The organism is Variovorax sp. GW821-FHT09D05 (assembly GCF_059416325.1).
Genome location: NZ_JBWKOZ010000006.1, coordinates 234,779 through 257,641, shown reverse-complemented (window position 1 = coordinate 257,641; position 22,863 = coordinate 234,779). Strand labels below are relative to the sequence as shown.

General features: G+C 64.9%; 25 protein-coding genes. 14 read left to right on the top strand and 11 right to left on the bottom strand.

Features of this window, described 5'->3' with window-relative positions; translation table 11 throughout:
• Position 1 precedes the first annotated feature (1 nt).
• Both AC07O3_RS18185 and bfr read right to left on the bottom strand, forming a co-directional pair.
• Entirely contained in the window at positions 2-646 is a 645-nt protein-coding gene (locus tag AC07O3_RS18185) for a PepSY-associated TM helix domain-containing protein (protein ID WP_495339976.1), read from the bottom strand.
• 121 nt (positions 647-767) lie between these two features.
• The gene (bfr, locus tag AC07O3_RS18180) at positions 768-1,244 is read right to left on the bottom strand and encodes a bacterioferritin (protein WP_007830763.1); all 477 of its coding nucleotides are present in this window, start codon (positions 1,242-1,244) and stop codon (positions 768-770) included.
• 255 nt (positions 1,245-1,499) lie between these two features.
• On the opposite strand from bfr, the gene ahpC reads away from it, so the two are divergent.
• From ahpC to AC07O3_RS18145, 7 genes are all read left to right on the top strand, one after another.
• Positions 1,500-2,072, top strand: coding sequence for an alkyl hydroperoxide reductase subunit C (ahpC, locus tag AC07O3_RS18175; RefSeq protein ID WP_093051124.1), 573 nt, complete (start codon positions 1,500-1,502; stop codon positions 2,070-2,072).
• An 88-nt stretch (positions 2,073-2,160) separates the two neighbouring features.
• A complete protein-coding gene (gene ahpF / locus AC07O3_RS18170; RefSeq protein WP_093051121.1) occupies positions 2,161-3,717 on the top strand; it encodes an alkyl hydroperoxide reductase subunit F in 1,557 nt (518 codons plus the stop codon).
• A gap of 148 nt (positions 3,718-3,865) precedes the next feature.
• On the top strand, positions 3,866-6,079 hold the full coding sequence (locus AC07O3_RS18165; RefSeq protein WP_495339975.1) for a TonB-dependent hemoglobin/transferrin/lactoferrin family receptor: 2,214 nt from the start codon (positions 3,866-3,868) through the stop codon (positions 6,077-6,079).
• 37 nt (positions 6,080-6,116) lie between these two features.
• Positions 6,117-7,220 carry a hemin-degrading factor gene (locus AC07O3_RS18160; protein WP_495339974.1) on the top strand — a complete coding sequence of 368 codons (1,104 nt, stop codon included), beginning with the start codon at positions 6,117-6,119 and terminating at the stop codon, positions 7,218-7,220.
• Complete coding sequence (locus AC07O3_RS18155) at positions 7,217-8,119, top strand: heme/hemin ABC transporter substrate-binding protein (protein WP_495339973.1); 903 nt, start codon at positions 7,217-7,219, stop codon at positions 8,117-8,119. Before AC07O3_RS18160 ends, AC07O3_RS18155 begins: the two co-directional genes overlap by 4 nt.
• Positions 8,116-9,150, top strand: coding sequence for a FecCD family ABC transporter permease (locus tag AC07O3_RS18150; RefSeq protein ID WP_093077681.1), 1,035 nt, complete (start codon positions 8,116-8,118; stop codon positions 9,148-9,150). Before AC07O3_RS18155 ends, AC07O3_RS18150 begins: the two co-directional genes overlap by 4 nt.
• Positions 9,151-9,155: 5 nt before the next feature.
• On the top strand, positions 9,156-9,953 hold the full coding sequence (locus AC07O3_RS18145; protein ID WP_495339972.1) for a heme ABC transporter ATP-binding protein: 798 nt from the start codon (positions 9,156-9,158) through the stop codon (positions 9,951-9,953).
• A gap of 46 nt (positions 9,954-9,999) precedes the next feature.
• Here the strand turns inward: AC07O3_RS18145 and ppsR are convergent, their stop codons facing one another.
• Complete coding sequence (gene ppsR, locus AC07O3_RS18140) at positions 10,000-10,827, bottom strand: posphoenolpyruvate synthetase regulatory kinase/phosphorylase PpsR (protein ID WP_093051109.1); 828 nt, start codon at positions 10,825-10,827, stop codon at positions 10,000-10,002.
• Positions 10,828-11,004: 177 nt separating this feature from the next.
• On the opposite strand from ppsR, the gene ppsA reads away from it, so the two are divergent.
• The 7 genes from ppsA to dnaB all read left to right on the top strand — a co-directional run bounded on the left by ppsA (position 11,005) and on the right by dnaB (position 17,173).
• On the top strand, positions 11,005-13,398 hold the full coding sequence (ppsA, locus tag AC07O3_RS18135; RefSeq protein ID WP_495339971.1) for a phosphoenolpyruvate synthase: 2,394 nt from the start codon (positions 11,005-11,007) through the stop codon (positions 13,396-13,398).
• Between the two features lie 123 nt (positions 13,399-13,521).
• The gene (locus AC07O3_RS18130; protein WP_307615046.1) at positions 13,522-14,019 is read left to right on the top strand and encodes a hypothetical protein; all 498 of its coding nucleotides are present in this window, start codon (positions 13,522-13,524) and stop codon (positions 14,017-14,019) included.
• 116 nt (positions 14,020-14,135) lie between these two features.
• Complete coding sequence (gene rpsF / locus AC07O3_RS18125) at positions 14,136-14,510, top strand: 30S ribosomal protein S6 (RefSeq protein ID WP_093051100.1); 375 nt, start codon at positions 14,136-14,138, stop codon at positions 14,508-14,510.
• A gap of 4 nt (positions 14,511-14,514) precedes the next feature.
• Positions 14,515-14,829, top strand: coding sequence for a primosomal replication protein N (priB, locus tag AC07O3_RS18120; protein WP_093051097.1), 315 nt, complete (start codon positions 14,515-14,517; stop codon positions 14,827-14,829).
• A 21-nt stretch (positions 14,830-14,850) separates the two neighbouring features.
• Complete coding sequence (gene rpsR, locus AC07O3_RS18115; RefSeq protein ID WP_007830781.1) at positions 14,851-15,132, top strand: 30S ribosomal protein S18; 282 nt, start codon at positions 14,851-14,853, stop codon at positions 15,130-15,132.
• A gap of 12 nt (positions 15,133-15,144) precedes the next feature.
• Positions 15,145-15,597, top strand: coding sequence for a 50S ribosomal protein L9 (rplI, locus tag AC07O3_RS18110; RefSeq protein WP_093051094.1), 453 nt, complete (start codon positions 15,145-15,147; stop codon positions 15,595-15,597).
• A 169-nt stretch (positions 15,598-15,766) separates the two neighbouring features.
• Complete coding sequence (gene dnaB, locus AC07O3_RS18105; RefSeq protein ID WP_093051090.1) at positions 15,767-17,173, top strand: replicative DNA helicase; 1,407 nt, start codon at positions 15,767-15,769, stop codon at positions 17,171-17,173.
• A gap of 17 nt (positions 17,174-17,190) precedes the next feature.
• On the opposite strand, the gene AC07O3_RS18100 is transcribed toward dnaB, so the two are convergent.
• The 8 genes from AC07O3_RS18100 to AC07O3_RS18065 all read right to left on the bottom strand — a co-directional run bounded on the left by AC07O3_RS18100 (position 17,191) and on the right by AC07O3_RS18065 (position 22,858).
• Positions 17,191-17,940, bottom strand: a complete 750-nt coding sequence (locus AC07O3_RS18100) for a helix-turn-helix transcriptional regulator (RefSeq protein WP_495339970.1) — start codon at positions 17,938-17,940, stop codon at positions 17,191-17,193.
• The gene (locus AC07O3_RS18095; protein WP_093077675.1) at positions 17,940-18,407 is read right to left on the bottom strand and encodes an MGMT family protein; all 468 of its coding nucleotides are present in this window, start codon (positions 18,405-18,407) and stop codon (positions 17,940-17,942) included. Before AC07O3_RS18095 ends, AC07O3_RS18100 begins: the two co-directional genes overlap by 1 nt.
• On the bottom strand, positions 18,404-18,853 hold the full coding sequence (locus AC07O3_RS18090; protein ID WP_093077673.1) for a GyrI-like domain-containing protein: 450 nt from the start codon (positions 18,851-18,853) through the stop codon (positions 18,404-18,406). Before AC07O3_RS18090 ends, AC07O3_RS18095 begins: the two co-directional genes overlap by 4 nt.
• Before the next feature lie 13 nt (positions 18,854-18,866).
• Positions 18,867-19,316 (bottom strand): EVE domain-containing protein, encoded by a 450-nt coding sequence (locus AC07O3_RS18085; RefSeq protein WP_495339969.1) that lies wholly within the window; start codon positions 19,314-19,316, stop codon positions 18,867-18,869.
• A gap of 7 nt (positions 19,317-19,323) precedes the next feature.
• Positions 19,324-19,701 carry a VOC family protein gene (locus AC07O3_RS18080; protein ID WP_258353967.1) on the bottom strand — a complete coding sequence of 126 codons (378 nt, stop codon included), beginning with the start codon at positions 19,699-19,701 and terminating at the stop codon, positions 19,324-19,326.
• A gap of 154 nt (positions 19,702-19,855) precedes the next feature.
• On the bottom strand, positions 19,856-21,637 hold the full coding sequence (locus AC07O3_RS18075) for a PhoH family protein (RefSeq protein ID WP_440531976.1): 1,782 nt from the start codon (positions 21,635-21,637) through the stop codon (positions 19,856-19,858).
• A gap of 211 nt (positions 21,638-21,848) precedes the next feature.
• Entirely contained in the window at positions 21,849-22,325 is a 477-nt protein-coding gene (locus tag AC07O3_RS18070) for a peroxiredoxin (protein WP_007830801.1), read from the bottom strand.
• Positions 22,326-22,474: 149 nt separating this feature from the next.
• Positions 22,475-22,858, bottom strand: coding sequence for an Mth938-like domain-containing protein (locus AC07O3_RS18065; RefSeq protein ID WP_307615052.1), 384 nt, complete (start codon positions 22,856-22,858; stop codon positions 22,475-22,477).
• Positions 22,859-22,863 lie beyond the last annotated feature (5 nt).

Sequence of the window (22,863 nt, the reverse complement as noted above, 5' to 3'; positions counted from 1 at the left end):
ATCAGTGAATGAACAGCAGCGCGAGCAGCACCGGTACGACGAGCCCCATGCCCACCATCGGCCAAGTGAACGGCCTGTTGCCTGCGTGCATCTTGAGAATGAACAGGCCGGTGATCGAGAAGACCAGCGCGGCGCCCGCGAAGATGTCTATGAACCAGCTCCACGCGGCGCCGGTGTTGCGGCCCTTGTGGAGGTCGTTGAAGTAGGAGAGCCAGCCGCGGTCGGTGCGCTCGTATTCGATTTCGCCGTCGGCCAGGCTCAGGCGCAGCCAGGCGTCGCCGCCGGGGCGGGGGAGCGAGAGATAGATTTCGTCGTCCGACCACTCGGCCTCGCGGCCGGCGGTGCCGACGTCCCAGTGCGTCTGCACCCAGGTCTGGAGTTCGGTGGGCAAGGGCGCTTTCCCCTTGCTGGCCTTGGCGGCGGGCAACTGCTTTTCGAGTTGCGCGCGAAGGGCTTCGTCGATCGAACCGCTCAATTTCGTGACGGCCGGCTTGGCCTCGATCTGCCCCGCGTGGTTGAGCGTGAAGCCCGTGACGCTGAACAGGATCATCCCGATGAGGCAAATGGCCGAACTCACCCAATGCCATTCGTGCAGGGTCTTGAGCCAGTAGGCACGGCGGCGGTTGTCGGGGCTGGTGGCAGTCATCGAAGGCGCGGATTTTATCCGTGCAAATGAGAATGACTGTTATTCGTGCAGAGTTAAGTTACGTAAAGCAATAAAAAACGGGACCGAAGTCCCGTTGATTGGCTGGTGCGAGAACTTCGCGTTACTCGAGTTCGCCCATCTGCGATTGCAGGTAGTTCTGCACCCCGACCTTGTCGATCAGGTCGATCTGGGTTTCGAGAAAGTCGATGTGCTCTTCGGTGTCGTCCAGGATCTCTTGCAGCAGATCGCGCGAGACATAGTCGCGCACCGATTCGCAATGCGCGATGCCGTCCTTGATGGTGGCCTGCGCGCCGGTTTCTGCGCCGAGGTCACAGCGCAGCAGTTCGGGCACGTCTTCGCCGATGTTCAGCTTGCCCAGGTCCTGCAGGTTCGGCAGGCCGTCGAGCATGAAGATGCGGTCCATCAGCTTGTCGGCGTGCTTCATTTCGCCGATCGATTCCTCGTATTCCTTCTTCGCCAGCTTGTCCAGACCCCAGTGCTTGAGCATGCGGTAGTGGAGGAAGTACTGGTTGATCGCGGTGAGCTCGTTCTTGAGCTGCGCCTGCAGATGTTCGATGACCTTGGGGTCGCCCTTCATGGTTTTTTCCTTGTTCTGAAAGCAGCGATTGTCAGAGGGGCGCAGTGGCACTTGCAAGCAATCCCATGCTGCGCCGGTCTGCATGCGTGTGATGGTGATACACGTTCGTATTGCGGCCTCGAAAGGAGGCTCCAGGCTCATCGTGAACATAGCGACTTGCAATACTTTTGATAGATATCAACTATCAAAATATATGGATTGGTAGTTATACTGATGCTTCGCCCTTTTCATCAGTCACCACCACTAGGAACCAGCATGTCCCTGATCAATACCGAAATCATTCCCTTCAAGGCCACCGCGTATCACAACGGCAAGTTCGTGCCCGTCAGCAACGACAACTTCAAGGGCAAATGGTCGGTCGTGGTGTTCTACCCGGCAGACTTTACGTTCGTGTGTCCCACGGAACTCGGCGACCTGGCCGACCACTACGCTGAATTCCAGAAGCTCGGCGTCGAGGTGTATGGCGTGTCGACCGACACCCACTTCACCCACAAGGCCTGGCACGACACCTCGGACACCATCGGCAAGGTCCAGTACCCGCTGATCGGCGACCCGAGCCAGCAACTGGCCCGCGCCTTCCAGGTGCTGATCGAAGAAGGCGAAGACGCAGGCCTGGCCTACCGCGGCACCTTCGTGATCGACCCCGAAGGCAAGATCAAGACCATCGAAGTGCACGACAACGGCATCGGCCGTGACGCTGCCGAACTGCTGCGCCGCGTGAAGGCTGCCCAGTACGTCGCCGCTCACCCCGGTGAAGTCTGCCCCGCCAAGTGGACCGAAGGCGCCGAAACGCTGAAGCCCTCGTTCGACCTCGTCGGCAAGATCTAAGCGCCTGCGTGCGAAGCCCGGGCGCTCAAGAGGCCCGGGCTTTTTTGTCCCCAGTTGATAGTTTTCAGTTATCGAAAGAGAGTCCCTCATGCTCGACGCAAGCACCAAAGCCCAATTGAAGAGTTACCTCGAACGCGCCACGCAGCCGATCGAGATCGTCGCCTCGCTCGACGACAGCAAGGCCTCGGGCGAAATGCTGTCGCTGCTGAAGGACGTTGCCGAATCGTCCCCGCTGGTCAAGCTGACCGAAAGCCGCGACGACAACCATCGCAAGCCCTCGTTCTCGGTCAACCGCCCTAGCGAAAACCACGGCCCGCGCTTTGCCGGCCTGCCGATGGGCCATGAATTCACGTCGCTGATCCTTGCGTTGCTGCAGATCGGCGGCTATCCCCCCAAGGTCGAGCAGGCAGTGCTCGACCAGATCAAGGCGCTCGACGGCGACTTCGAGTTCGAGATCTACGTCTCGCTCACCTGCCATAACTGCCCCGACGTGGTCCAGGCGCTGAACCTGATGGCGGTGCAGAACCCGCGCATCCGCACCACGATGATCGAAGGCGGCACCTTCCAGGAAGAAGTGAAGGAACGCCAGATCATGGCTGTGCCCACCGTGTTCCTCAACGGCACCGAGTTCGGCCAGGGCCGCATGAGCCTGGAGGAAATCCTCGCCAAGATCGACACCAGCGGCGTCGAGCGCGAAGCGAAGAAGATCGCCGCCAAAGACCCGTTCGACGTGCTGATCGTCGGCGGCGGCCCTGCCGGCGCGGCAGCTGCGGTGTACGCAGCGCGCAAGGGCATCCGCACCGGCGTTGCCTCCGAGCGTTTCGGCGGCCAGGTGCTCGACACCATGGGCATCGAGAACTTCATCTCGATCAAGGAAACCGAAGGACCGAAGTTCGCCCACGCGCTCGAAGAGCATGTGCGCGACTACGAGGTCGACATCATGAATCTGCAGCGCGCAAAAGCGCTGGTGCCCGGCAGCGACCTCATCGAGGTGAAGCTGGAAAGCGGCGCGTCGCTCAAGAGCAAGTCGGTCATCATTTCGACCGGCGCACGCTGGCGCAACATCAACGTGCCCGGCGAGCACGAGTTCAAGAACAAGGGCGTGGCCTACTGCCCGCACTGCGACGGCCCGCTGTTCAAGGGCAAGCGCGTCGCGGTGATCGGTGGCGGCAACTCGGGCGTCGAAGCGGCGATCGACCTGGCCGGCATCGTGGGCCACGTCACGCTGATCGAATTCGACACGCAATTGCGCGCCGACGCCGTGCTGCAGCGCAAGCTCAGGAGCCTGAAGAACGTTGACGTGTTCACCAACGCACAGACCACCGAGATCACCGGCGACCAGAAGGTCAACGGCCTGGTCTACAAGGACCGCGCCACGGGCGAGCTGAAGAAGGTCGAGCTCGAAGGCGTGTTCATCCAGATCGGCCTCGTGCCCAACACCGACTGGCTCAAGGGCACGGTCGAGCTGTCGAAGCACGGCGAAATCATCGTCGACGCACGCGGCCAGACCTCTGTGCCCGGTGTGTTCGCAGCCGGTGATGCCACCACGGTGCCGTTCAAGCAGATCATCATCGCGGCCGGCGACGGCGCGAAGGCGGCGCTCGGTGCGTTCGACCATCTGATCCGCACATCGGCCCCTGCTTGAGTAAGCCTTAAGTTGTTTTAATGAGAATTGTTCTCATACAATAAAAGGCTTGGGCGACAGCCCTTCATTGCCAGCCAGGTCGTTCGCGCAGTCTTCTGCGCCTGAAGGTCCAGCAAGCAGTTCTTTAACTGTTTCTGGACCTTTTTTCGTGGCCTCCAAACTCAACCGACGTCCCTCCCATCGCCTTGCCCTCCTGCCTTGCCTGATCGCCTCCGGGCTCGGTCTTTCGGCACCCTCGTGGGCCCAGCGCGTCGCGGCGCTCAATGAAGTGGTGGTGAGCGGTTCGCGCTCGGAGCAGGCGAGGGACGATCTTCCGGTGAGCACCGAGGTCATCAACCGCGACGACATCGAATCGAAGCAGATCACCGACATTCGCGATGCGGTGCGCGACCTGCCCAACGTGTCCGTCAAGCGCGCCCCCGCGCGCTTCGGCCTCGCGCAGGGCAGCACCGGCCGCGACAGCAATGCGGGCTTCAACATCCGTGGCCTCGACGGCAACCGCGTGCTGCTGCTGACGGACGGCATCCGCACGCCGCGCAGCTATGTCTTCAGCGCCAACGCGTTCGGGCGCGACTACTTCGACATCAGCCTTGTCGAGCGCATCGAGATCATCAAGGGGCCGGCCTCCGCGCTCTATGGCTCCGACGGCCTCGCGGGCCTGGTGAACTTCATCACGCGCGATCCGTCGTCCTACCTGCGCGACGGCAAGAGCTTCGGCGGCAGCGCCAGCATCGGCTACAGCGGCGACGACAACGGCACGCATGGTGGCGTCACGCTGGCGGGCAAGGCCAACGAAACGCTGCAGTGGCTCATCTCGGCCAACATGGGCCGCTCCGGCGCGCTGGAGAACATGGGCACCAACAACGCCGCCAACGTCGACCGCACCACGCCCAACCCCGAGCGCGACCGCAACAAGGCGCTGCTCGCCAAGGTCATCCTCACGCCCAATGCCGACCAGCGCCACGGCTTCACCTTCGAGCACATCGAGAAGACCAGCCGCTACGATCTGCTCTCGGGCGTCGCCAAGCCGCCCTATGCGTCCACCTCGGTCGTCGGCCTCAACGCGAAGAACGACCTGCAGCGCGACCGCTTCACCTACGACGGCCGCCTGCGCCTGGACTCCGTCATGGCCGACAGCCTGCTCGCCGTGGTGAGCTACCAGAAGGCGAAGTCGCGCGAGTTCATCTACGAAGACCGCTTCACCGCCGCCGACCGCACGCGCGACGTCACCTACGACGAAAGCACCTGGCAGTTCGGCCTGCAGGCCGACAAGACCGTGCGCACGGGCGATTGGGCACAGAAGATCACCTACGGCTTCGACTACACGCGCACCAACGTCGAGAACCTGCAGACCGGCCTGGTACCCCCGGCCGGCGAGACCTTCCCGCTCAAGCGCTTTCCCGACACGCGCGAGACCTCGTCTGCGTTCTACGTGCAGGACGAATTCATCCACGACCGCTGGAGCATCACGCCGGGCATCCGCTTCGACCGCTTCTCGCTCGACGCGAAGCAGGCCGGCTTCGGCGCACAGGCCGTGTCGCTCTCGGGCTCGGCCGTATCGCCCAAGCTCGGCGTGCTGTTCCGCGCAACGCCGCAATGGAGCGTGTACGGCAACTACGCCTCTGGCTTCAAGGCGCCCAACGCGTTCCAGGTCAACAACTTCTTCGAGAACGTGATCTCGGGCTACAGGACGATTCCCAACCCGAACCTCAAACCCGAGAAGAGCCAGAACATCGAGATCGGCGTGCGCGGGCGCGCTGGCGTGCTGAGCTTCGACGTGGCCGCGTTCACCGGTGACTACAAGGACCTGATCGAGAACGACCGCCAGGTCGGCGGCGTGTTCGGCTCGCGCACCAATCCGGCGACCTTCCAGTCGGTCAACATCGGGCGCGCGCGCATCAGCGGCTTCGAGATCAAGGGCGAACTCGACTTCACCGACAACGGCAACGGCTTCTCCGTGCCCTTCGCCTATGGCCAGACGCGCGGGCGCGACCGCACCAACAACCGGCCGCTCAACTCGATCGACCCGAGCAAGGCCAGCGTCGGCGTCAAGTACCAGGCGCCGGTGTGGAGCGTGCGCCTCGACGCCGTGAACCACGCACGCAAGAAGTGGTCGGACATCGACGGCACCGAGGTCACGACCGGCACCCAGTTCCGGACGCCCGCTGCCACCACCTTCGACCTGAGCGCACAGTGGCGCATCCGCAAGGACTTGCGCCTGAACGCGGCAATCGTCAATCTCACCAACAAGCGCTACTGGATGTGGAGCGACGTGCGCGGCCTGACCTCGACCTCGACGATCCGCGACGCCTACACCCAGCCGGGCCGCAGCTTCAACGTGTCGCTCGTGGCGGACTTCTGATCGCCGCACCCCGCTCTCGCCACAACAAGGAAACCCGATGATCAACGCCCAAGACATCCGAGACCGATTCGCCGCATTGCGCGCCAAGGGCATGCGCCACAAGGACACCGCTGCGGCCATGGGCCTGTCCGAAGGCGCCGCGGTGGCCGCGCACGTGGGCACGCACGACAAGGCCCTGCGCGCCACGCGACTGCACGGCCCGTGGGTCGAGCTGCTGCAGGCGCTGGAGCTGTGCGGCCCCGTGCTGGCGCTCACGCGCAACGAGACCACGGTGCACGAGAAGACCGGCGTCTATGAAAAGGTGTCGGGCAGCGACGCGATGGGGCTCGCGCTGGGCGAGGCCATCGACCTGCGGCTGTTCTTCAGCCGCTGGCATGCGGGCTTCGCGGTGAGCGAGGCAGCGGCCAACCCGGGCGTGCTGCCGTCTCTGAGCCTGCAGTTCTTCAATGCGCAGGGCGTGGCCGTGCACAAGATCTTCGTGCGCGACGCCACCGACCGCGATGCCTTCCAGTCGGTCATCAACAGCTTCACCGCGCCGGACGAACCCGTGGTGTTTGCCGCGCCCGAAGACAAGGCAGTGCCGCGCGAAGACAGCGTCATCGACACGGCAGGCCTCGCCGAAGCCTGGCGCGGCATGCAGGACACGCACGAGTTCTTCGGCCTGCTGAACAAGTTCGGCGTGGAGCGCCAACAGAGCTTTCGCCTGACCGAAGGCGAGTTCACTCAGCGCGCCGAACTGAGTGCCATCAGCGGCCTGTTGAACGAAGCCGCGTTCGACGGCACGCCGATCATGGTTTTCGTCGGCAGCCCAGGTTGCATCCAGATCCACTCCGGCCCGGTGGTGCGCATCGAACCGATGGAAATGAAGGGCCACGGCGAGAACGCGACGCCGATGCGTTGGCTCAACGTGCTCGACCCCGGCTTCAACCTGCACATGCGTGAAGACCGCATCGCCAGCGTCTGGATCGTCGAGAAGCCGACCAGCGATGGCGTTGTCACTTCGGTCGAAGCCTTCGACCAGCAGGGCGAGCTGATGGCGATGTTCTTCGGCGCGCGCAAGCCCGGCATGCCGGAGCGCGAGGAATGGCGTCGCATCGTGCGCGAGATGCCGCGTCTTCAACCTGCGACCGAGGCCCCATGACCTCCTTTCACGAAATGAACGATCGTTTTTCGCTGCAGCGCCGCGACGTGCTGCGCCTGCTCGGCGCCTCGTCGCTGGGCGCCACCGCGCTGCCCCTGTTCGCGCAGAACGCGAAGCTGCCCAAGCTCGTGACCGTCAGCGGCGCGATCACTGAAGTCGTCTACCTGCTAGGGGCGGAAGCGCAGCTTGTCGGCACCGACACCACCAGTCTGTATCCCGCTGCCGCGCGTGCCACGCCGAAGGTCGGCTACATGCGCCAGCTGTCGGCCGAGGGCCTGCTGTCGCTGAAGCCCGACGCGATCATCGCCACCAACGAATCGGGTCCGGCCGTGGTGCTCGACCAGGTTCGCAGCGCGGGCGTCAAGGTCGAGATCATCGAGGCCGACCACAGCTGGGGCGAAGTGCAGCGCAAGGTACAGGCCGTCGGCCGCGCCGCTGCGCGCGAGGCGCAGGCACGCGAGCTGCAGGCGAAGCTCGATGCCGATTGGAGCCAAGTGCAACAGCGCGTGGCCGCAGCGTCGAAGGGGCGCAAGCCGCGCGTGCTGTTCGTGCTGTCGCACAGCGCCAGCCCGCAGGTTTCGGGCGAGAAGACCGCTGCGCACTCGGTGATCGGCTTTGCGGGCGGCGTCAACGCACTCGGCGGTTTCCAGGGCTACAGGCCGATGACCGCCGAAGCCATGGCCAGCGCCGCGCCCGACATCATCCTCACCAGCACGCAGAGCATCGAAGCCCACGGCGGCGTCGACAAGTTCTGGCAGCGGCCCGAGCTTGCGCTCACGCCGGCGTTCAAGAAGCGCAGCCTGATCACGCAGGACGCCTTGCTGCTGCTGGGCTTCGGCCCGCGCATGCCTGCGGCCATCGCCGAACTGCACGAAAAGTTCCTGGCTGCCAACGCATGAGCCAGCGCTTCTCGGCACAGGCCGTGCTGGGCGGCAGTGCGTTGCTGCTCGTCGCCGCCTTCGTGGTGGGGGCTGTTTCGGGGGCGTATGCCATCAGCCTGCCGCAACTCTGGGGCGTGCTGACCTCGCTGGGGCAGGGCGCCGACAAATCGCCCGAGCACCTGGTGTTTCTCAACATCCGCCTGCCGCGCCTCGTGCTGGGCGTGGCGGCGGGTGCGGGACTCGGAATGGCGGGCACGCTGATGCAGGGGCTGTTCCGCAACCCGCTGGCCGACCCGGGGCTTGTTGGCATCAGCAGTGGCGCGGCGCTGGCGGCGGGCGTGACGATCATCCTCGGCGCATGGCTGTGGCCCGTGCTGCCGCGCACGCTCGGCAGCTGGACGCTGGTGCTCATGGCATTCGGCGGCGGGCTGTCGGTGACCTTGCTGATCTACGGCCTGTCGCGCAGCGAAGGTGGCACGCGCATGGCGCTGATGCTGCTGGCGGGCATCGCGGTCAATGCGCTGGCGAGCGCGGGGCTTGGTTTTCTCAGCGTGATGGCGACCGACGAGCAATTGCGCAGCCTGCAGTTCTGGCTGCTGGGCAGCCTGGGCGGTGCGCGCTGGAGCGCCGTGCTGCTGGTCGGCGCGGCGGTGCTGCTGTCGTGCGTGGCGGCACGGTCTCTGGCGGCTCCGCTGAACGCCATTGCGCTGGGCGAGGCGCAGGCGGCGCTGCTCGGCGTGGATGTCGAACGCATCAAGCGGCGCGCCATCGTCGTCACGGCCGTGGCTGTAGGGGCGGTGACGGCGACGACCGGGATCATCGGCTTCATCGGCCTGATCGCGCCGCACTGGGTGCGCATGGTGGCCGGGCCCGATCACCGCGTGGTGTTGCCGGCGTCAGCTCTGCTTGGGGCGGCGCTGGTGCTGGCGGCCGACACCGTGGCCCGCACGGTGATGGCGCCGGCCGAACTGCCGCTGGGCGTGCTCACGGCGTTCATCGGCGCGCCGATGTTCCTGTGGATGCTGCGGCACTTCAAGGGGCGCATATGACTGCGATGCCACGCGATCCGATGGCGCTGTGCTGCGCCGGTGTGGAGGTCCGCGTCGGGGCGAAGACGCTGCTCGCCGATGCTTCCGTTCACCTGGCGCCGGGCCGGGTAACGGCCATCCTCGGGCCCAACGGCGCGGGCAAGTCGACGCTGTTATCGGTGCTGGCCGGCCAGCGCGCGCCGACGCGGGGGAGGGTGGCGCTCGACGGCCGTCCGCTCGAAGACCACGGCATGCCGGCACTGGCGCTGCGCCGGGCCCTGATGCCGCAGGAGAGCGCGGTTGCCTTCGACTTCACAGCGCAGGAGATCGTGGCGCTGGGCCGCTACCCGCACCGCCGATCGCCGGGTCGCGACGAGGACGCGATCGTCGAAGAGGCGATGGGGCTGACCGACGTGTCGGCGCTGGCGCCGCGCGTCCTCAACACCCTGTCGGGTGGCGAGAAGGCGCGGGCCCACATGGCTCGGGCGCTGGCCCAACTCTGGCATCCGCGGCCCGACGGCGCGACCCGCTGGCTGCTGCTCGACGAGCCCACTGCGGCGCTCGACCTCGCGCACCAGCATTCGGCGATGCGCCTGCTGCGCGCCTGGGCCGCACGCGGCGTGGGCGTGGTGGCCGTGCTGCACGACCTGAACCTCGCGCGGCGCTACGCCGACGAGGTGGTGGTTCTGGGCGGCGCTTCGGGCGGGCTGATGCAGGGGGCGACGGCTGAGGTGCTCCAGCCGGGGCTGATCGAGGCGGTCTGGGGCACGCCGTGCCAGCCGGTGACGAGCGTGGACGGCACGGTCCAGTATCTTTTCGGGTAGCTCTTGTTCTTGTCGCTGATTGCTATCCAAAAGATAGCAATCAACCTCAATAGACCAGCCGCTCGGGCCGCAGCTCCTGCAGGATCGTGGTCGCGATTTCCTCGATCGACTTGGTGGTCGTCGACAGCCAGCGGATGCCGGCGCGCCGCATCATCGCCTCGGCCTCGCTCACCTCGTGGCGGCAGTTTTCGAGGCTGGCGTAGCGCGAATTCGGCCGGCGCTCGTTGCGGATCTCGCTGAGCCGCTCGGGCTGGATGGTCAGGCCGAAGATCTTCTTGCGATGCGGAATCAGGGCCGGTGGCAGTTGCCGCCGGTCGAAATCTTCCGGAATCAGCGGGTAGTTGGCCGCCTTCAGGCCGTGCTGCATTGCCAGGTAGAGCGAGGTCGGCGTCTTGCCGCTGCGGCTCACGCCCACCAGGATCACGTCGGCGCCTTCCAGGTCACGGTTGCTCTGGCCGTCGTCGTGCTGCAGGCTGAAGTCGATCGCGGCGATGCGGTCGTTGTATTCCTTGCTCTTGCTGACGTCGCTGAAGCGGCCGATGCGGTGGTTCGACTTCACAGCCAGCTCAATTTCGAGCGGCCGCACGAAGGTGCCGAACATGTCCAGCAGCATGCCCTTGCAGCCGGTTTCGATCACTTCCAGCACGTCCATGTTGGCCAGCGTGGTGAAGACGATGGGGCGCACGCCCTCGAGTTCGGCCGTGTGGTTGATCTGCCGCACCGCCTGGTGGGCCTTGTCGACCGTGTCGGTAAAAGGTAGTCGGACATGGCGCGGTTTCATCTCGAACTGGGCCAGAACGGCGTTACCGAAGGTTTCGGCGGTGATGCCGGTGCCGTCGGAAATGAAGAAAACAGTGCGTGAATGCGTGGTCATGCGGCCTTGTCCTGCGGCGCGGGCAACCTTGCCACGCCTACAATCCGGGCCATTATCGGGAATCCGCTTCCCAGCCCCAATTCTTTCCATGCACACCGCGCCCGCACCCAAAGCAACGACAACGATCGTGCCGCGCCGTCTGCATGCGGCATCGATTTCAACTTCTGGAGCTTCCCCATGTCTGCACTTTTCGACGCGACCGCCCTGGTCGTACCGTTTGAAAACCTGAGAATGACCGACGTCGAGGCGGTTGGCGGCAAGAACGCCAGCCTCGGCGAAATGATCTCGCAGCTGCCGCAGGGCGTGCGTGTGCCCACCGGTTTCGCGACCACGGCGCACGCATTCCGCCAGTTCCTGGCCCACGACGGCCTGGCCGACAAGATCAGCAAGCGGCTCGCCGCGCTGGACACCGAGGATGTGCGCGCGCTGGCCACCGCCGGCGCCGAGATCCGCGCCATGGTCGAGGCCCAGCCGTTCCCGGCCGACCTGCAGAAAGCCATTGGCGAGGCCTTCGCCACGCTGAGTGCCGGCAACCCGGCCGCCTCGTTCGCCGTGCGCTCGTCGGCCACCGCCGAAGACCTGCCCGACGCCTCCTTCGCGGGCCAGCAGGAAACCTTCCTGAACGTGGTCGGCATCGATGACGTGCTGCACAAGATGAAGGAGGTGTTCGCCTCCCTCTACAACGACCGCGCCATCAGCTACCGCGTGCACAAGGGCTTCGAGCACGACGTGGTCGCGCTGTCGGCCGGCGTGCAGCGCATGGTGCGCTCCGACCTCGGCGCCGCCGGCGTGATGTTCACCATCGACACCGAGTCTGGCTTCGAAGACGTGGTGTTCATCACTTCCAGCTACGGCCTGGGCGAAACGGTGGTGCAGGGCGCCGTGAACCCTGACGAGTTCTACGTGCACAAGCCGACGCTGCGCGCCGGCAAGAAGGCCGTCATCCGCCGCAACCTCGGCTCCAAGCTGATCCAGATGGAGTTCGCGACGCCCGAAGAGAAAAAGGCGAGCGGCAAGCTGGTGAAGACCACCGACGTCAAGGCCGAGCAGCGCAACCGCTACTCGCTGAGCGACGCCGATGTCGAGCAGCTCGCCAGGTACGCGCTGGTCATCGAAGAGCACTATGGCCGCCCGATGGACATCGAGTGGGGCAAGGACGGCTCCGACGGTCATCTCTACATCCTGCAGGCGCGCCCGGAAACGGTGAAGAGCCAGCAGCAGGGCAAGGCCGAGCAGCGCTACAAGCTGCTGGGCAAAGGTGCCGTGCTGGCCGAGGGCCGTGCCATCGGCCAGAAAATCGGCACCGGCCCCGTGCGGCTGGTGCACAACATCAGCGAGATGGACAAGGTCCAGGCCGGCGACGTGCTCGTCACCGACATGACGGACCCCAACTGGGAACCGGTGATGAAGCGCGCTGCCGCCATCGTCACCAACCGCGGCGGGCGCACCTGCCACGCGGCCATCATCGCGCGCGAACTGGGCATTCCGGCCGTGGTCGGCTGCGGCGACGCCACCGACCTGCTGAAGGACGGCACGCTGGTCACGGTGAGCTGCGCCGAGGGCGACACCGGCTTCATCTACGACGGCCTGCTCGAAACCGAAGTGACCGAAGTGCAGCGCGGCGTGATGCCCGAGATCGACATCCAGCTGATGATGAACGTGGGCAACCCCCAGCTCGCCTTCGACTTCGCGCAGCTGCCGAACCACGGCGTGGGCCTCGCGCGGCTCGAGTTCATCATCAACAACAACATCGGCGTGCACCCGAAGGCGATCCTCGACTACCCGAACGTCGACAACGACCTGAAGAAGGCGGTCGAGTCGGTGGCACGCGGCCACGCCTCGCCGCGCGCCTTCTACGTCGACAAGGTTGCCGAAGGCATCGCGACCATCGCGGCGGCCTTCTGGCCCAAGAAGGTCATCGTGCGCCTCTCGGACTTCAAGTCGAACGAGTACCGCAAGCTGATCGGCGGCAGCCGCTACGAGCCGGAAGAAGAAAACCCGATGCTGGGCTTCCGTGGCGCTGCGCGCTACCTGAGCGCCGATTTCGGCGAGGCCTTTGCCATGGAGTGCGAAGCGCTGAAGCGCGTGCGCAACGACATGGGCCTGACCAACGTGCAGATCATGGTGCCCTTCGTGCGCACCCTGGGCCAGGCCGAGCGCGTGACCACGTTGCTGGGCGAGCATGGCCTGAAGCGCGGTGAGAACGACCTCAAGCTGATCATGATGTGCGAGGTGCCGAGCAACGCCATCCTGCCCGAGGAGTTCCTGAAATTCTTCGACGGCTTCTCGATCGGCTCGAACGACCTGACCCAGCTCACGCTGGGCCTGGACCGCGACTCGGGCCTCGAGCTGCTGGCAGCCGACTTCGACGAGCGCGATCCGGCCATCAAGGCGCTGCTGAGCCGCGTCATCAAGGCCTGCAAGGCCGAGGGCAAGTACGTGGGCATCTGCGGCCAGGGCCCCAGCGACCACCCGGACTTCGCGCTGTGGCTGGCGGAGGAGGGGATCGAATCGATCTCCCTGAACCCCGACAGCGTGATCGACACCTGGCAGCAACTCGCCAAGCGCTGAAGCCCGGACTGCGGAAATCCCCATGGGGGGATTCCCGCGACGGCGGGGTGTTATTGAAACGAATTGCGTAATTGATGCCAGACTTGTGAGATTCACGGGCGCATCCCGGAAGGGAAGACCACCATGATTCTTGTCAAGACGCAAACGGGCCATCAGGTTCTCAAGGACCGCTCGGTCCCTCTGTCGCCGCGCCAGCGCTCGGCCTTCATCCTGTTCGACGGCAAGCGCTCGGTCGATGAGGTGCTGGCCAACGGCATGGGCATTGCCCGCGAAGACATCGACCAGATGGTGGCGTTGGGCCTGCTCGAGCCGGCGGAGGGCAGTGCAGCATCGCCGGCCGCCGGAGGCGCATCCGCTGAGGCAGTGGCGAAACCGGTCGCGCCGGCCGCACCCGCTGCTCCCGCTGTGGGCTCCTCCGGGCGCAGCAAGCAGCAGCGCTACAAGGACGCCTATCCCATCGCCACGCAGCTCACCGGTGGCCTGGGCCTGATGGGGTTCCGGCTCAACCTGCAGGTCGAGGGCACGACGAGCTACGAAGACCTCCTGGCGCTGGCGCCCAAGATCCGCGCCGCGGTGGGCCCAGAGAAGGCCGCTGCCCTGGACAAGGCCCTCAACGACTGAGGTGGCTTGCCGAAGTGCGCGCTACAGGGCTATAATCGCCGGCTTTGCCTTGCCACACTGCGCCCGACGCTGCAGGTGGCTTTTCCTCTTCTTCGGAAGAATCCACAAGGAGTGCCATGCGTCACTACGAAATCATTTTGCTGATCCACCCGGATCAGAGCGAACAAGTTCCGGCCATGCTGGAGCGCTACAAGGGCCTGATCACGGCCGGCGGCGGCAAGATCCACCGCGTTGAAGACTGGGGCCGTCGTCAGCTGGCTTACCAGATCAACAAGCTCAACAAGGCCCACTACCTGTGCGTCAACATCGAAGCTGAGCAAACCGTGATGGGCGAACTCGAACACGCGTTCAAGTTCAACGACGCCGTGCTGCGCCACCTGACCGTTCAGAAGAAGAAGGCCGAAACCGGTCCTTCGTCGATGATGAAGACGGTCGAGCGCGAAGAGGCTCGCAAGGCCCAGCAGGCCGAATACGCCGCCAACAACAACTGATGGCGTGACTGCTGCCGCTGCGGCAACCGGGGTCAACCAGCTTCTGCTGACCGCCTCCGTTGCCGAACTCGGAGCATTGCGATTCACACCAGCCGGCTTGCCCGCCATAGACCTGAAGCTCGAACACGAGTCGACGCTTCAGGAGGCAGGTAAACCCAGGCAGGTGAAGACGGCCCTCAAGGCCGTTGCCTTCGGCGCCATCGCCGAACGGCTCGCAAAGCAGTCGATGGGAAGTCTCTGGCGTTTTCAGGGCTTTCTCGCGACACCGGGCAACGGCAAGCATCCGGTCCTGCACATCCAGGATTTTCAGCAAGATTAATTTTCGACAAGAGGTCCCCAAATGGCCACGTTCAAGAAATTCAACAAAGACAAGCGCCCGAAGCGCAACACCCAGTCGCTGCTGTTCAAGCGCAAGCGCTTCTGCCGCTTCACCGTCGCTGGCGTCGAGGAAATCGACTACAAGGACATCGACACGCTGCGTGACTTCATCAGCGAAAACGGCAAGATCATCCCCGCCCGCCTGACCGGCACGCGCGCGATCTACCAACGCCAGCTGAACACCGCCATCAAGCGCGCGCGCTTCCTGGCCATGGTGCCGTACAGCGACCAGCACCGCGTCTAAGGAGTCGACACCATGCAAATCATTCTTCTGGACAAGGTTGTCAACGTCGGCGGCTTGGGCGACATCGTCAAGGTCAAGGACGGCTACGCACGCAACTTCCTGATCCCGACGGGCCGCGCCCGCCGCGCCACCGCCGCCAACAAGGCCGAATTCGAAGCCAAGCGCGCCGAACTCGAAAAGGCTGCGGCCGCCAAGCTGGCCGAATCGCAAGCTCAAGGCGAAAAGCTCGGTGGCACGACCATCAAGCTGACGCAAAAGGCTGGCGTCGACGGCCGTCTGTTCGGCTCGGTCACCAACGGCGACATCGCCGAAGAACTGGGCAAGCAAGGCTACAAGGTTGCCAAGTCGCAAGTGCGCCTGCCCAACGGCCCGATCAAGGTCGTTGGCGACAGCACCGTGAGCGTGGCCCTGCACACCGACGTGGTGGTCGACATCACCGTGACGGTCTACGGCGAAACCGCCTGATCGTCCACGGCGCCTGTGCGCTGCAGCAAAAGCCGCCTTCGGGCGGCTTTTCTTTTTCTGCGCCTGAGTTTTCCAGTCGATTGCACTGGAAGATCACCGTTTATTCACAACCTTGTCCACACGCGCATCGGCGCGCGCGGCTTAGCATGCAGGGTTGCAAGGGAAGTCCATGTCCGCCGTTTTCTCCTATGCCGACAATGACCCGTCGGCCGATCGCCAAGTTGCCCAACTGCGCATTCCGCCTCATTCCATCGAGGCCGAATCCAGCGTGCTCGGTGGCCTGCTGCTCGACAACGGCGCCTGGGACCGCATGGGCGACCTGCTGGTCGACGGCGACTTCTACCGCCATGAACACAAGCTGATCTATGCCGCCATCGGCGGGCTGATCAACGCCAGCAAGCCGGCCGACGTGATCACCGTCTACGAGCAGCTGCAGAACCTCGGCAAGGCCGACGACATCGGCGGGCTGGTGTACCTGAATTCGCTCGCGCAGTACGTGCCCAGCGCGAGCAACATCCGCCGCTACGCCGAGATCGTGCGTGAGCGCTCGATCCTGCGCAAACTGGTTTCCGCCAGCGACGAGATCGCGACCAACGCCTTCAACCCGCAGGGCAAGGCGGTCGACAAGATCCTCGACGAAGCCGAGCAGAAGATCTTCAACATCGGCGAAGAAGGCACGCGGATGAAGCAGGGCTTCCAGAGCATGGATGCCCTGGTGGTCGAACTGCTCGACCGCGTGACGGAAATGGCTGAGAACCCGAACGACATCACGGGCGTGCGCACCGGCTTCAACGACTTCGACAAGATGACCTCGGGCCTGCAGCCGGGCGACATGATCGTGCTGGCTGCTCGTCCCTCGATGGGGAAGACCTCGCTCGCGATCAACATCGCCGAGCACGTGGCGCTCGAAGAAGGTCTGCCGGTGGCGGTGTTCTCGATGGAAATGGGCGCCGCGCAGTTGGCGGTGCGTATCGTGGGCTCCATCGGCCGCATCGACCAGGGTCACCTGCGCACCGGCAAGCTCAGCGACGAAGAGTGGCCGCGCCTGACCGAGGCCATCGAGAAGCTGCGCACCGTGTCGCTGCACATCGACGAAACGCCGGGCCTCTCGACCAGCGAATTGCGCGCCAACGCGCGCCGCCTTGCACGCCAGTACGGGCGCCTGGGCCTGATCGTGGTCGACTACCTGCAGCTGATGTCGACCAGCACTTCGGGCGACGAGAACCGCGCCACCGCCGTGGGCGAAATCTCGCGCGGCCTGAAGATGCTGGCCAAGGAGCTGAAGTGCCCGGTGATCGCGCTGTCACAGCTCAGCCGCGGCGTTGAAAGCCGCACCGACAAGCGCCCCATGATGAGCGACTTGCGCGAATCCGGCGCCATTGAGCAGGACGCGGACATCATCATGTTCATCTACCGCGACGACTACTACAACAAGGAGTCGAAGGAGCCGGGCGTGGCCGAGGTGATCATCAGCAAGCACCGGAACGGCCCGACCGGCACCATCAAGCTGGCCTTCCTGAAGCCGATCACCAAGTTCGAGAACCTGGTGGGCTACAGCCACAACGACGAGTACTGAGCCGGCTCGGAAGGCCGTCAGCTGGCGCCGTTGCCGGACCAGGGCGGCGAGTCCAATGGCTTCTGCGGCACCACCTTGCCCTGTGCCGTCTCGGCCTTCATCTGTCGAAGCATGTCTGCCAGCGTCTTGCCCGGCTCGTCGCGAAAGCGCTCAGGCAGCACCTCGATCGCGTCCATGCGATCCAGGCGAAACCCCCGGAAGTCATTGCGCAGTTCGCACCAGGTCGAGAGCGTCCAGACCTTGCCCCAATAGAAGCAGCCGAGCGGCCGCACCGTGCGTTCGCTGGCGTCGCCCGATACGTCGTGGTACTGCAGCAGCAGCTTGTTGTGCGACTGCACCGCTTCGCGCAGCGTCTGCAGCCGCGTGCGCAGGGTTTTGTCCAGGCCCATCGCGGGGGCGTAGAGCGCCAGAGCTTCGGCCGAGACGCGCGCCGCCGGCGGCAGCACCGACAGAATCTTGCCCAGCCCGGTCTCGATGTCGCGTGCCAGCGCTGGATCGACCCAGCTCTGTGCGAGCCGCGCCGCGGCCACCAGGGCCGAGGCCTCGTCCTGCGTGAACATCAGCGGTGGCAGCTCGAAGCCAGCGCCCAGTCGATAACCCACGCCTGCCTCGCCCTCGATGGGCACGCCTTGATGCTGCAAGTCGGCCACGTCGCGATACACGGTGCGCTCCGACACTTCGAGGCGCTGCGCCAGGAACGCGGCCGTGGTCAGCCGGCGCCCGCGAATGAGCTGCACAAGTTGGAACAGGCGGTCCGCGCGGCGCATCAGCGTGTTCCGGTGAGCTTCTTCGCGAAGTCTTCGACGAAGTAGCGCTTGCCGCGCTGCACGACCGTGTGGCCTTCGGCTTCGAGCTTCGACATCTGCGCCTCGATGCCGCCGGGGTACTTGGCATTGAGCTCGCCACCGATCTTGAGGGTGCGCCAGTAGGGCGTTCGTTCTTCCGTCCTCTCTGCCTCCTCGGCCGCATGCGCGACCATGTGCGCGAAGATCGCCGTGGTCACTGTGCAGCCGATGGTCGCCTGGTGGCGCAGCGCGATGTCCTCGCCGATGCCCATCACCGTTGCGAGCCGGCCTTCCGGAATGCTGCGCATCGCGGCTTGCACCTCCTGCGGCGACGGCGTGGCGATGGTCCCTTCGCCGCGCCGGGAGCGCATGGCGGCGGGAATCTCCTTGACGTTCGGCAGGTGAGGGTAGCTGGCCAGCCGGTCGCGCCAGCTCTTCTTGGGGCTCATGAAACTCCGATGTGGATCGCCACCTTGTCCGGCCCTTCGTAGGCTTCGAAATCGCTGCGGTAGCGGCGCGCGACTTCCGGGTGCGCCTCGAAATACTGCCAGATGCGCTGCCATGTGGCGATGACCATCTGCGGCATCTCTCCCTGGCCGGTGAACACGAGGTAGTCGCCGGCCTCGACGGCGCGGCTGCCCTCGCTGCCCGTGACGGCGACACCCGCCGTCACGTCGAAGGCGCCGTGGGCGTCGGATTCGTAGGCGGAGTAAACGCTGAAGATGCGAGCGTCGCCGGTGCGGTCCGGCGTCGATGCGTAAGTCTCTTCGCCGAAGAAGCGGCCCCACAGCTTGCCGATGCGGGCGGTTGCGGGCTCGTTCTCCTCGCGGTTGGTGGTGCGGATGGTGAGGCCCGCGACGTGAAAGGCGTCCTGGTGTTGGCGGGTGGGTTCCATAGGGGGTTTCTCCTCAAAGCGACAGTGTTTTCAGATCGGCCTTCATCGCCTGCGCGATCAGCTTCATGTCGGCGTCGGTGACGTCGAACATGCCAAAGCGAAACTTGTAGCCCCATTGCTTGGGGTTTTCGATGAAGGCCAGGCGCTCGATCAGTGGTGCGATTGGCGCCTCGTGCCCGGCTGCATAGCTCACGTCGCGCCGCCACGGCACGAAGCCGTTGCCCATGTCGAACTCATACGGCTCGCCGGGTTGTACGACGCCGATCGACACGAAGCTCTGCAGCCTGTCCGTGCCACCGAACACCGTGGACGGCGAATAGTAGGCGACGCGGTCGCCCGCCGAGAGCCGCTTGAGCGGCGAATGCTTGCCGTGGCCGACCTGCATGAAGCCGAGCGGCCAGTGGTCGCGGCCGAGCCGCGCGTGCTCGGCGCTGGCCACGGCGATCCAGTTGCGTTGCGTCATGACGGGATCAATCCAGCGCGTGCAGGCCGACTTCGTTGCCTTCGGTGTCGCGCATGTGGGCGATGAAGCCCATGCCGGGAGGCAGCGCAGACTTTGGCGCCACGATCTGCCCGCCGGCGGCTTCGACCCGCGCAAGCACGGCGTCGATGCCGGGGTTGCAGTCGAGGTAGATGCGGATGCCCGTGCCGGCGCGCGCGCTGGCGTTGGCACCGGCCTGCAGGGCACCGCCCGTGGCGGGATCGTCGTAGGGGAACACGGCCAGCGTCTCGCCGCCGAAGTTCTCGCGGCGCAGCTTGCGGGCCAGCACGGTTTCGTAGAAGGCCTGGGCGCGGTCCATGTCGGCGACCGGAATCTCGAACCAGCTGATGGCGTTCTGCTTTTGCATTCTGGGGCTCTCTTTCGTGTCGGTTGAAGGAGCCCTGATGGTGCGAGCCGCCTACTGACAACGTCTTGTCAGTAGCCTGTCACCGCAGGCGAAAAAAAAGCCCGCGATGCTCCGGGGAGCATGCGCGGGCTTGTGTCGGCCGGTGCCGCTGGTTCTAGAGCACGTCGCTTGCGAAATCCGCCAAACGCGATCGTTCGCCGCGCGCCAGCGTGATGTGCCCGCCGTGCGGCCAGCCCTTGAACTTGTCGACCGCGAAGGTCAGGCCCGAGGAGCCTTCCGTCAGGTACGGCGTGTCGATCTGCGCGAGGTTGCCCATGCAGATGATCTTCGTGCCGGGGCCGGCACGGGTGATCAGCGTCTTCATCTGCTTGGGCGTGAGGTTCTGCGCCTCGTCGATGATCACGTACTTGTTGAGGAAGGTGCGTCCGCGCATGAAGTTCATGCTCTTGACCTTGATGCGGCTGCGGATCAGCTCGTTGGTGGCCGCGCGGCCCCACTCGCCGGCACCGCCGCCATCGCCCTTGGCCAGGAACTCGAGGTTGTCGTCGAGCGCGCCCATCCAGGGGCCCATCTTTTCCTCTTCCGTGCCGGGCAGGAAGCCGATGTCTTCGCCGACGCTCACGGTGGCGCGGGTCATGATGATCTCGGTGTAGCGACGGTCGTCGAGCACCTGCGTGAGGCCGGAAGCCAGTGCCATCAGGGTCTTGCCGGTGCCGGCGGTGCCGGTCAGCGTGACGAAGTCGATCTCCGGGTCCATCAGCAGGTTCATCGCGAAGTTCTGCTCGCGGTTGCGCGTGTTAACGCCCCAGACCGCGTTCTTGCCCGAGCTGTAGTCCTTGAGCGTCTTGAGCACCGCGGTCTTGTCGCGGATTTCGGTGACGCGGGCGTACATGCTCGGCTCGCCGGGTGCCTCGAAGTACACGAACTGGTTGATGTACAGGTTGGGCACCAGCGGACCGCTGATCCGGTAGAAGGTGTTGCTGCCGCTCTGCCAGCTTTCGACCGTCTTGCTCTGGCGGGTCCAGAAGTCGGGCGGCAGTGCGAGCGAACCGGCGTAGAGCAGGTCGCCGTCTTCCAGTGTCTTGTCGTTCTGGTAGTCGTCGGCGGCCAGGCCCAGCGCGCGCGCCTTGACGCGCATGTTGATGTCTTTCGACACCAGCACCACTTCCTGCTTCGGCTTGCCCGGGCGGTCCTTGGCGTACTCGTCGCGCAGCGCGTGCACCACGCCGAGGATCTGGTTGTCGGCCTTGCCCTGGGGCAGGCTGATCGGCAGCGAGTAGTCGAGCGGGGCGGTCTGGAAGAACAGCCGGCCGCCGGCTTCGCGATGGCCAGTGGTGTCGAGCTTCAGGCCCTTGTCGATGTCGGCGTCCTGGGCGCCGGCCAGCGCATCGAGCGTGCGGCTGGTCTGGCGGCCGTTGCGCGCGACCTCGGTGGTGCCTTTCTTGTGGCCGTCGAGCTCTTCCAGCACGATCATCGGCAGGAAGATGTCGTGCTCCTCGAAGCGGAACAGGCACATGGGGTCGTGCAGCAGCACGTTCGTGTCGAGCACGAACAGCTTGGCCGGACCGGTGGACTTGTTGCGTTTGGGGCGTGTCGGCGCTTGCGGCGCAGGGGCGGGAGCTGGGGTGACTTCGATGACCGGCGCCTTCCTCGTCTCGACCTGCACCATGGCCTCCGGTTGCGGTGCGCTCACGGGCGCCGGTGCCGGCGCAGGTTTGGATCTGGCCCGGCGCGTCGGGCGCGTGGTGGCGCCGCCAGCGCCTTCAGTGCCGAGGCTGTCGAACAATTCCAGCGGCTGCGGGCTGTGCACCGTGGCTTCGTCAGCGCGCGAATCGCCGGAACGGCGCGAGCCCCTGTGCGAGGACCGGGCAGGCGCATCGAGTGCGTCCGGCGAGAGCAATGCAGCGCGTTTCGTGGGGGCGGGGGGCAGTGGCATGTGTCAGATCGCTCGCAGAAAGTGGGAACCAGAAAACGAAAAAGCCGCCTGAAGACCAAGGCGGCTTTGTTCGGGGGATGCGGTCGTGGAGCTCAACGGCATGAAACCATTATGCACACCGCAGATGACGAGTCGGAGGCTCTTTACGCGCTGCGTTGGGCATTCCCCACGCCAGAGCGGAAAAGTGCACGGCCGGCTCGCCGGGCGGCGGTCAGGCAGCTTTCTTGAGCGCCTTGACGGCCTTGAGCACGTCGTCGACATGGCCGGGAACCTTGAGCCCGCGCCATTCGGCCTTCAGGATGCCATCGGCGCCGATCAGGAAGGTGCTGCGTTCGATGCCCTTGACCTTCTTGCCGTACATGATCTTGTTCTTGACCACGCCGAACATGTGGCACATCTTTTCTTCCGTGTCGGCGATGAGCTCGAAGGGCAGCTCGAGCTTGGCCTTGAATTCGTCGTGCGACTTCATGTTGTCGCGGGACACGCCGAACACCGTGGCACCGGCCTTTTCGAAGTCCTTGTAGCGGTCGCGAAACTGCATGGCTTCGGTGGTGCAACCCGGAGTGTTATCTTTCGGGTAAAAATACATGACCAGCACGTGGCCGAGATGCGAGGTATTCGAGACCTTGAGGCCGCCCGTGGCGTTGGCGTCGAATTCAGGAATGGGTTTGTTGACAACGATCGCCATGAAACTTGTTTTCTCCGTTAGATTCCGTTCCCGAGCCCTCTCGTCCCGTTTCGGACGGGACTTGCTCAAGGAATGGAGGATTGGTCGTTGCTAACTTTGGGGTAGCGGGCCTGTTCGCAACCCGGTATTTTACCCCGAAAATACCTCTCTCAGCCACCCGTCGGGCTCTCGACCAGCAGGGCGGCAATCACGTGCCGGCCTTCTCCGGCCAGGATGTTGTAGGTTCTGCAGGCCGCCGCGGTGTCCATGGTCTCGACGCCAGTGCGCTGCGCCATCAGAGGCTTCAGCCATGCGGGCTGGGGGAAGCGGATACGGTTTCCGCTGCCGAAAATGATCAATTCCGCACCCAGGGTCGCCAATTGCGCGAAATGTTCGGCGCCGAGCTGATCGAAGCTTGAACAATTCCATTCGAAGCGCTCGCCGCGCGAGCCAACCACTACGCTGCCTTCGACTTTTTCGTTGTTGATTGCCACCCAGCCGGGGCCGTGTGCGGTGAGGGACTGAGCGTCGGATTTGTCGGGCTGGAGCTTCATCTGGG

Bases quoted from the DNA above. Each gene is read 5' to 3' on its own strand.
- rpsF (WP_093051100.1), top strand. From the start codon at position 14,136: ATGCGTCACTACGAAATCATTTTGCTGATCCACCCGGATCAGAGCGAA.
- ppsA (WP_495339971.1), top strand. From the start codon at position 11,005: ATGTCTGCACTTTTCGACGCGACCGCCCTGGTCGTACCGTTTGAAAAC.
- dnaB (WP_093051090.1), top strand. From the start codon at position 15,767: ATGTCCGCCGTTTTCTCCTATGCCGACAATGACCCGTCGGCCGATCGC.
- AC07O3_RS18160 (WP_495339974.1), top strand. From the start codon at position 6,117: ATGATCAACGCCCAAGACATCCGAGACCGATTCGCCGCATTGCGCGCC.
- AC07O3_RS18065 (WP_307615052.1), bottom strand. From the start codon at position 22,858: ATGAAGCTCCAGCCCGACAAATCCGACGCTCAGTCCCTCACCGCACAC.
- AC07O3_RS18155 (WP_495339973.1), top strand. From the start codon at position 7,217: ATGACCTCCTTTCACGAAATGAACGATCGTTTTTCGCTGCAGCGCCGC.
- ppsR (WP_093051109.1), bottom strand. From the start codon at position 10,827: ATGACCACGCATTCACGCACTGTTTTCTTCATTTCCGACGGCACCGGC.
- AC07O3_RS18080 (WP_258353967.1), bottom strand. From the start codon at position 19,701: ATGCAAAAGCAGAACGCCATCAGCTGGTTCGAGATTCCGGTCGCCGAC.
- AC07O3_RS18070 (WP_007830801.1), bottom strand. From the start codon at position 22,325: ATGGCGATCGTTGTCAACAAACCCATTCCTGAATTCGACGCCAACGCC.
- AC07O3_RS18085 (WP_495339969.1), bottom strand. From the start codon at position 19,316: ATGACGCAACGCAACTGGATCGCCGTGGCCAGCGCCGAGCACGCGCGG.
- AC07O3_RS18090 (WP_093077673.1), bottom strand. From the start codon at position 18,853: ATGGAACCCACCCGCCAACACCAGGACGCCTTTCACGTCGCGGGCCTC.
- AC07O3_RS18075 (WP_440531976.1), bottom strand. From the start codon at position 21,637: ATGCCACTGCCCCCCGCCCCCACGAAACGCGCTGCATTGCTCTCGCCG.
- ahpC (WP_093051124.1), top strand. From the start codon at position 1,500: ATGTCCCTGATCAATACCGAAATCATTCCCTTCAAGGCCACCGCGTAT.
- AC07O3_RS18130 (WP_307615046.1), top strand. From the start codon at position 13,522: ATGATTCTTGTCAAGACGCAAACGGGCCATCAGGTTCTCAAGGACCGC.
- rpsR (WP_007830781.1), top strand. From the start codon at position 14,851: ATGGCCACGTTCAAGAAATTCAACAAAGACAAGCGCCCGAAGCGCAAC.
- AC07O3_RS18185 (WP_495339976.1), bottom strand. From the start codon at position 646: ATGACTGCCACCAGCCCCGACAACCGCCGCCGTGCCTACTGGCTCAAG.
- AC07O3_RS18095 (WP_093077675.1), bottom strand. From the start codon at position 18,407: ATGAGCCCCAAGAAGAGCTGGCGCGACCGGCTGGCCAGCTACCCTCAC.
- AC07O3_RS18100 (WP_495339970.1), bottom strand. From the start codon at position 17,940: ATGCGCCGCGCGGACCGCCTGTTCCAACTTGTGCAGCTCATTCGCGGG.
- AC07O3_RS18150 (WP_093077681.1), top strand. From the start codon at position 8,116: ATGAGCCAGCGCTTCTCGGCACAGGCCGTGCTGGGCGGCAGTGCGTTG.
- ahpF (WP_093051121.1), top strand. From the start codon at position 2,161: ATGCTCGACGCAAGCACCAAAGCCCAATTGAAGAGTTACCTCGAACGC.
- AC07O3_RS18145 (WP_495339972.1), top strand. From the start codon at position 9,156: ATGCCACGCGATCCGATGGCGCTGTGCTGCGCCGGTGTGGAGGTCCGC.
- bfr (WP_007830763.1), bottom strand. From the start codon at position 1,244: ATGAAGGGCGACCCCAAGGTCATCGAACATCTGCAGGCGCAGCTCAAG.
- rplI (WP_093051094.1), top strand. From the start codon at position 15,145: ATGCAAATCATTCTTCTGGACAAGGTTGTCAACGTCGGCGGCTTGGGC.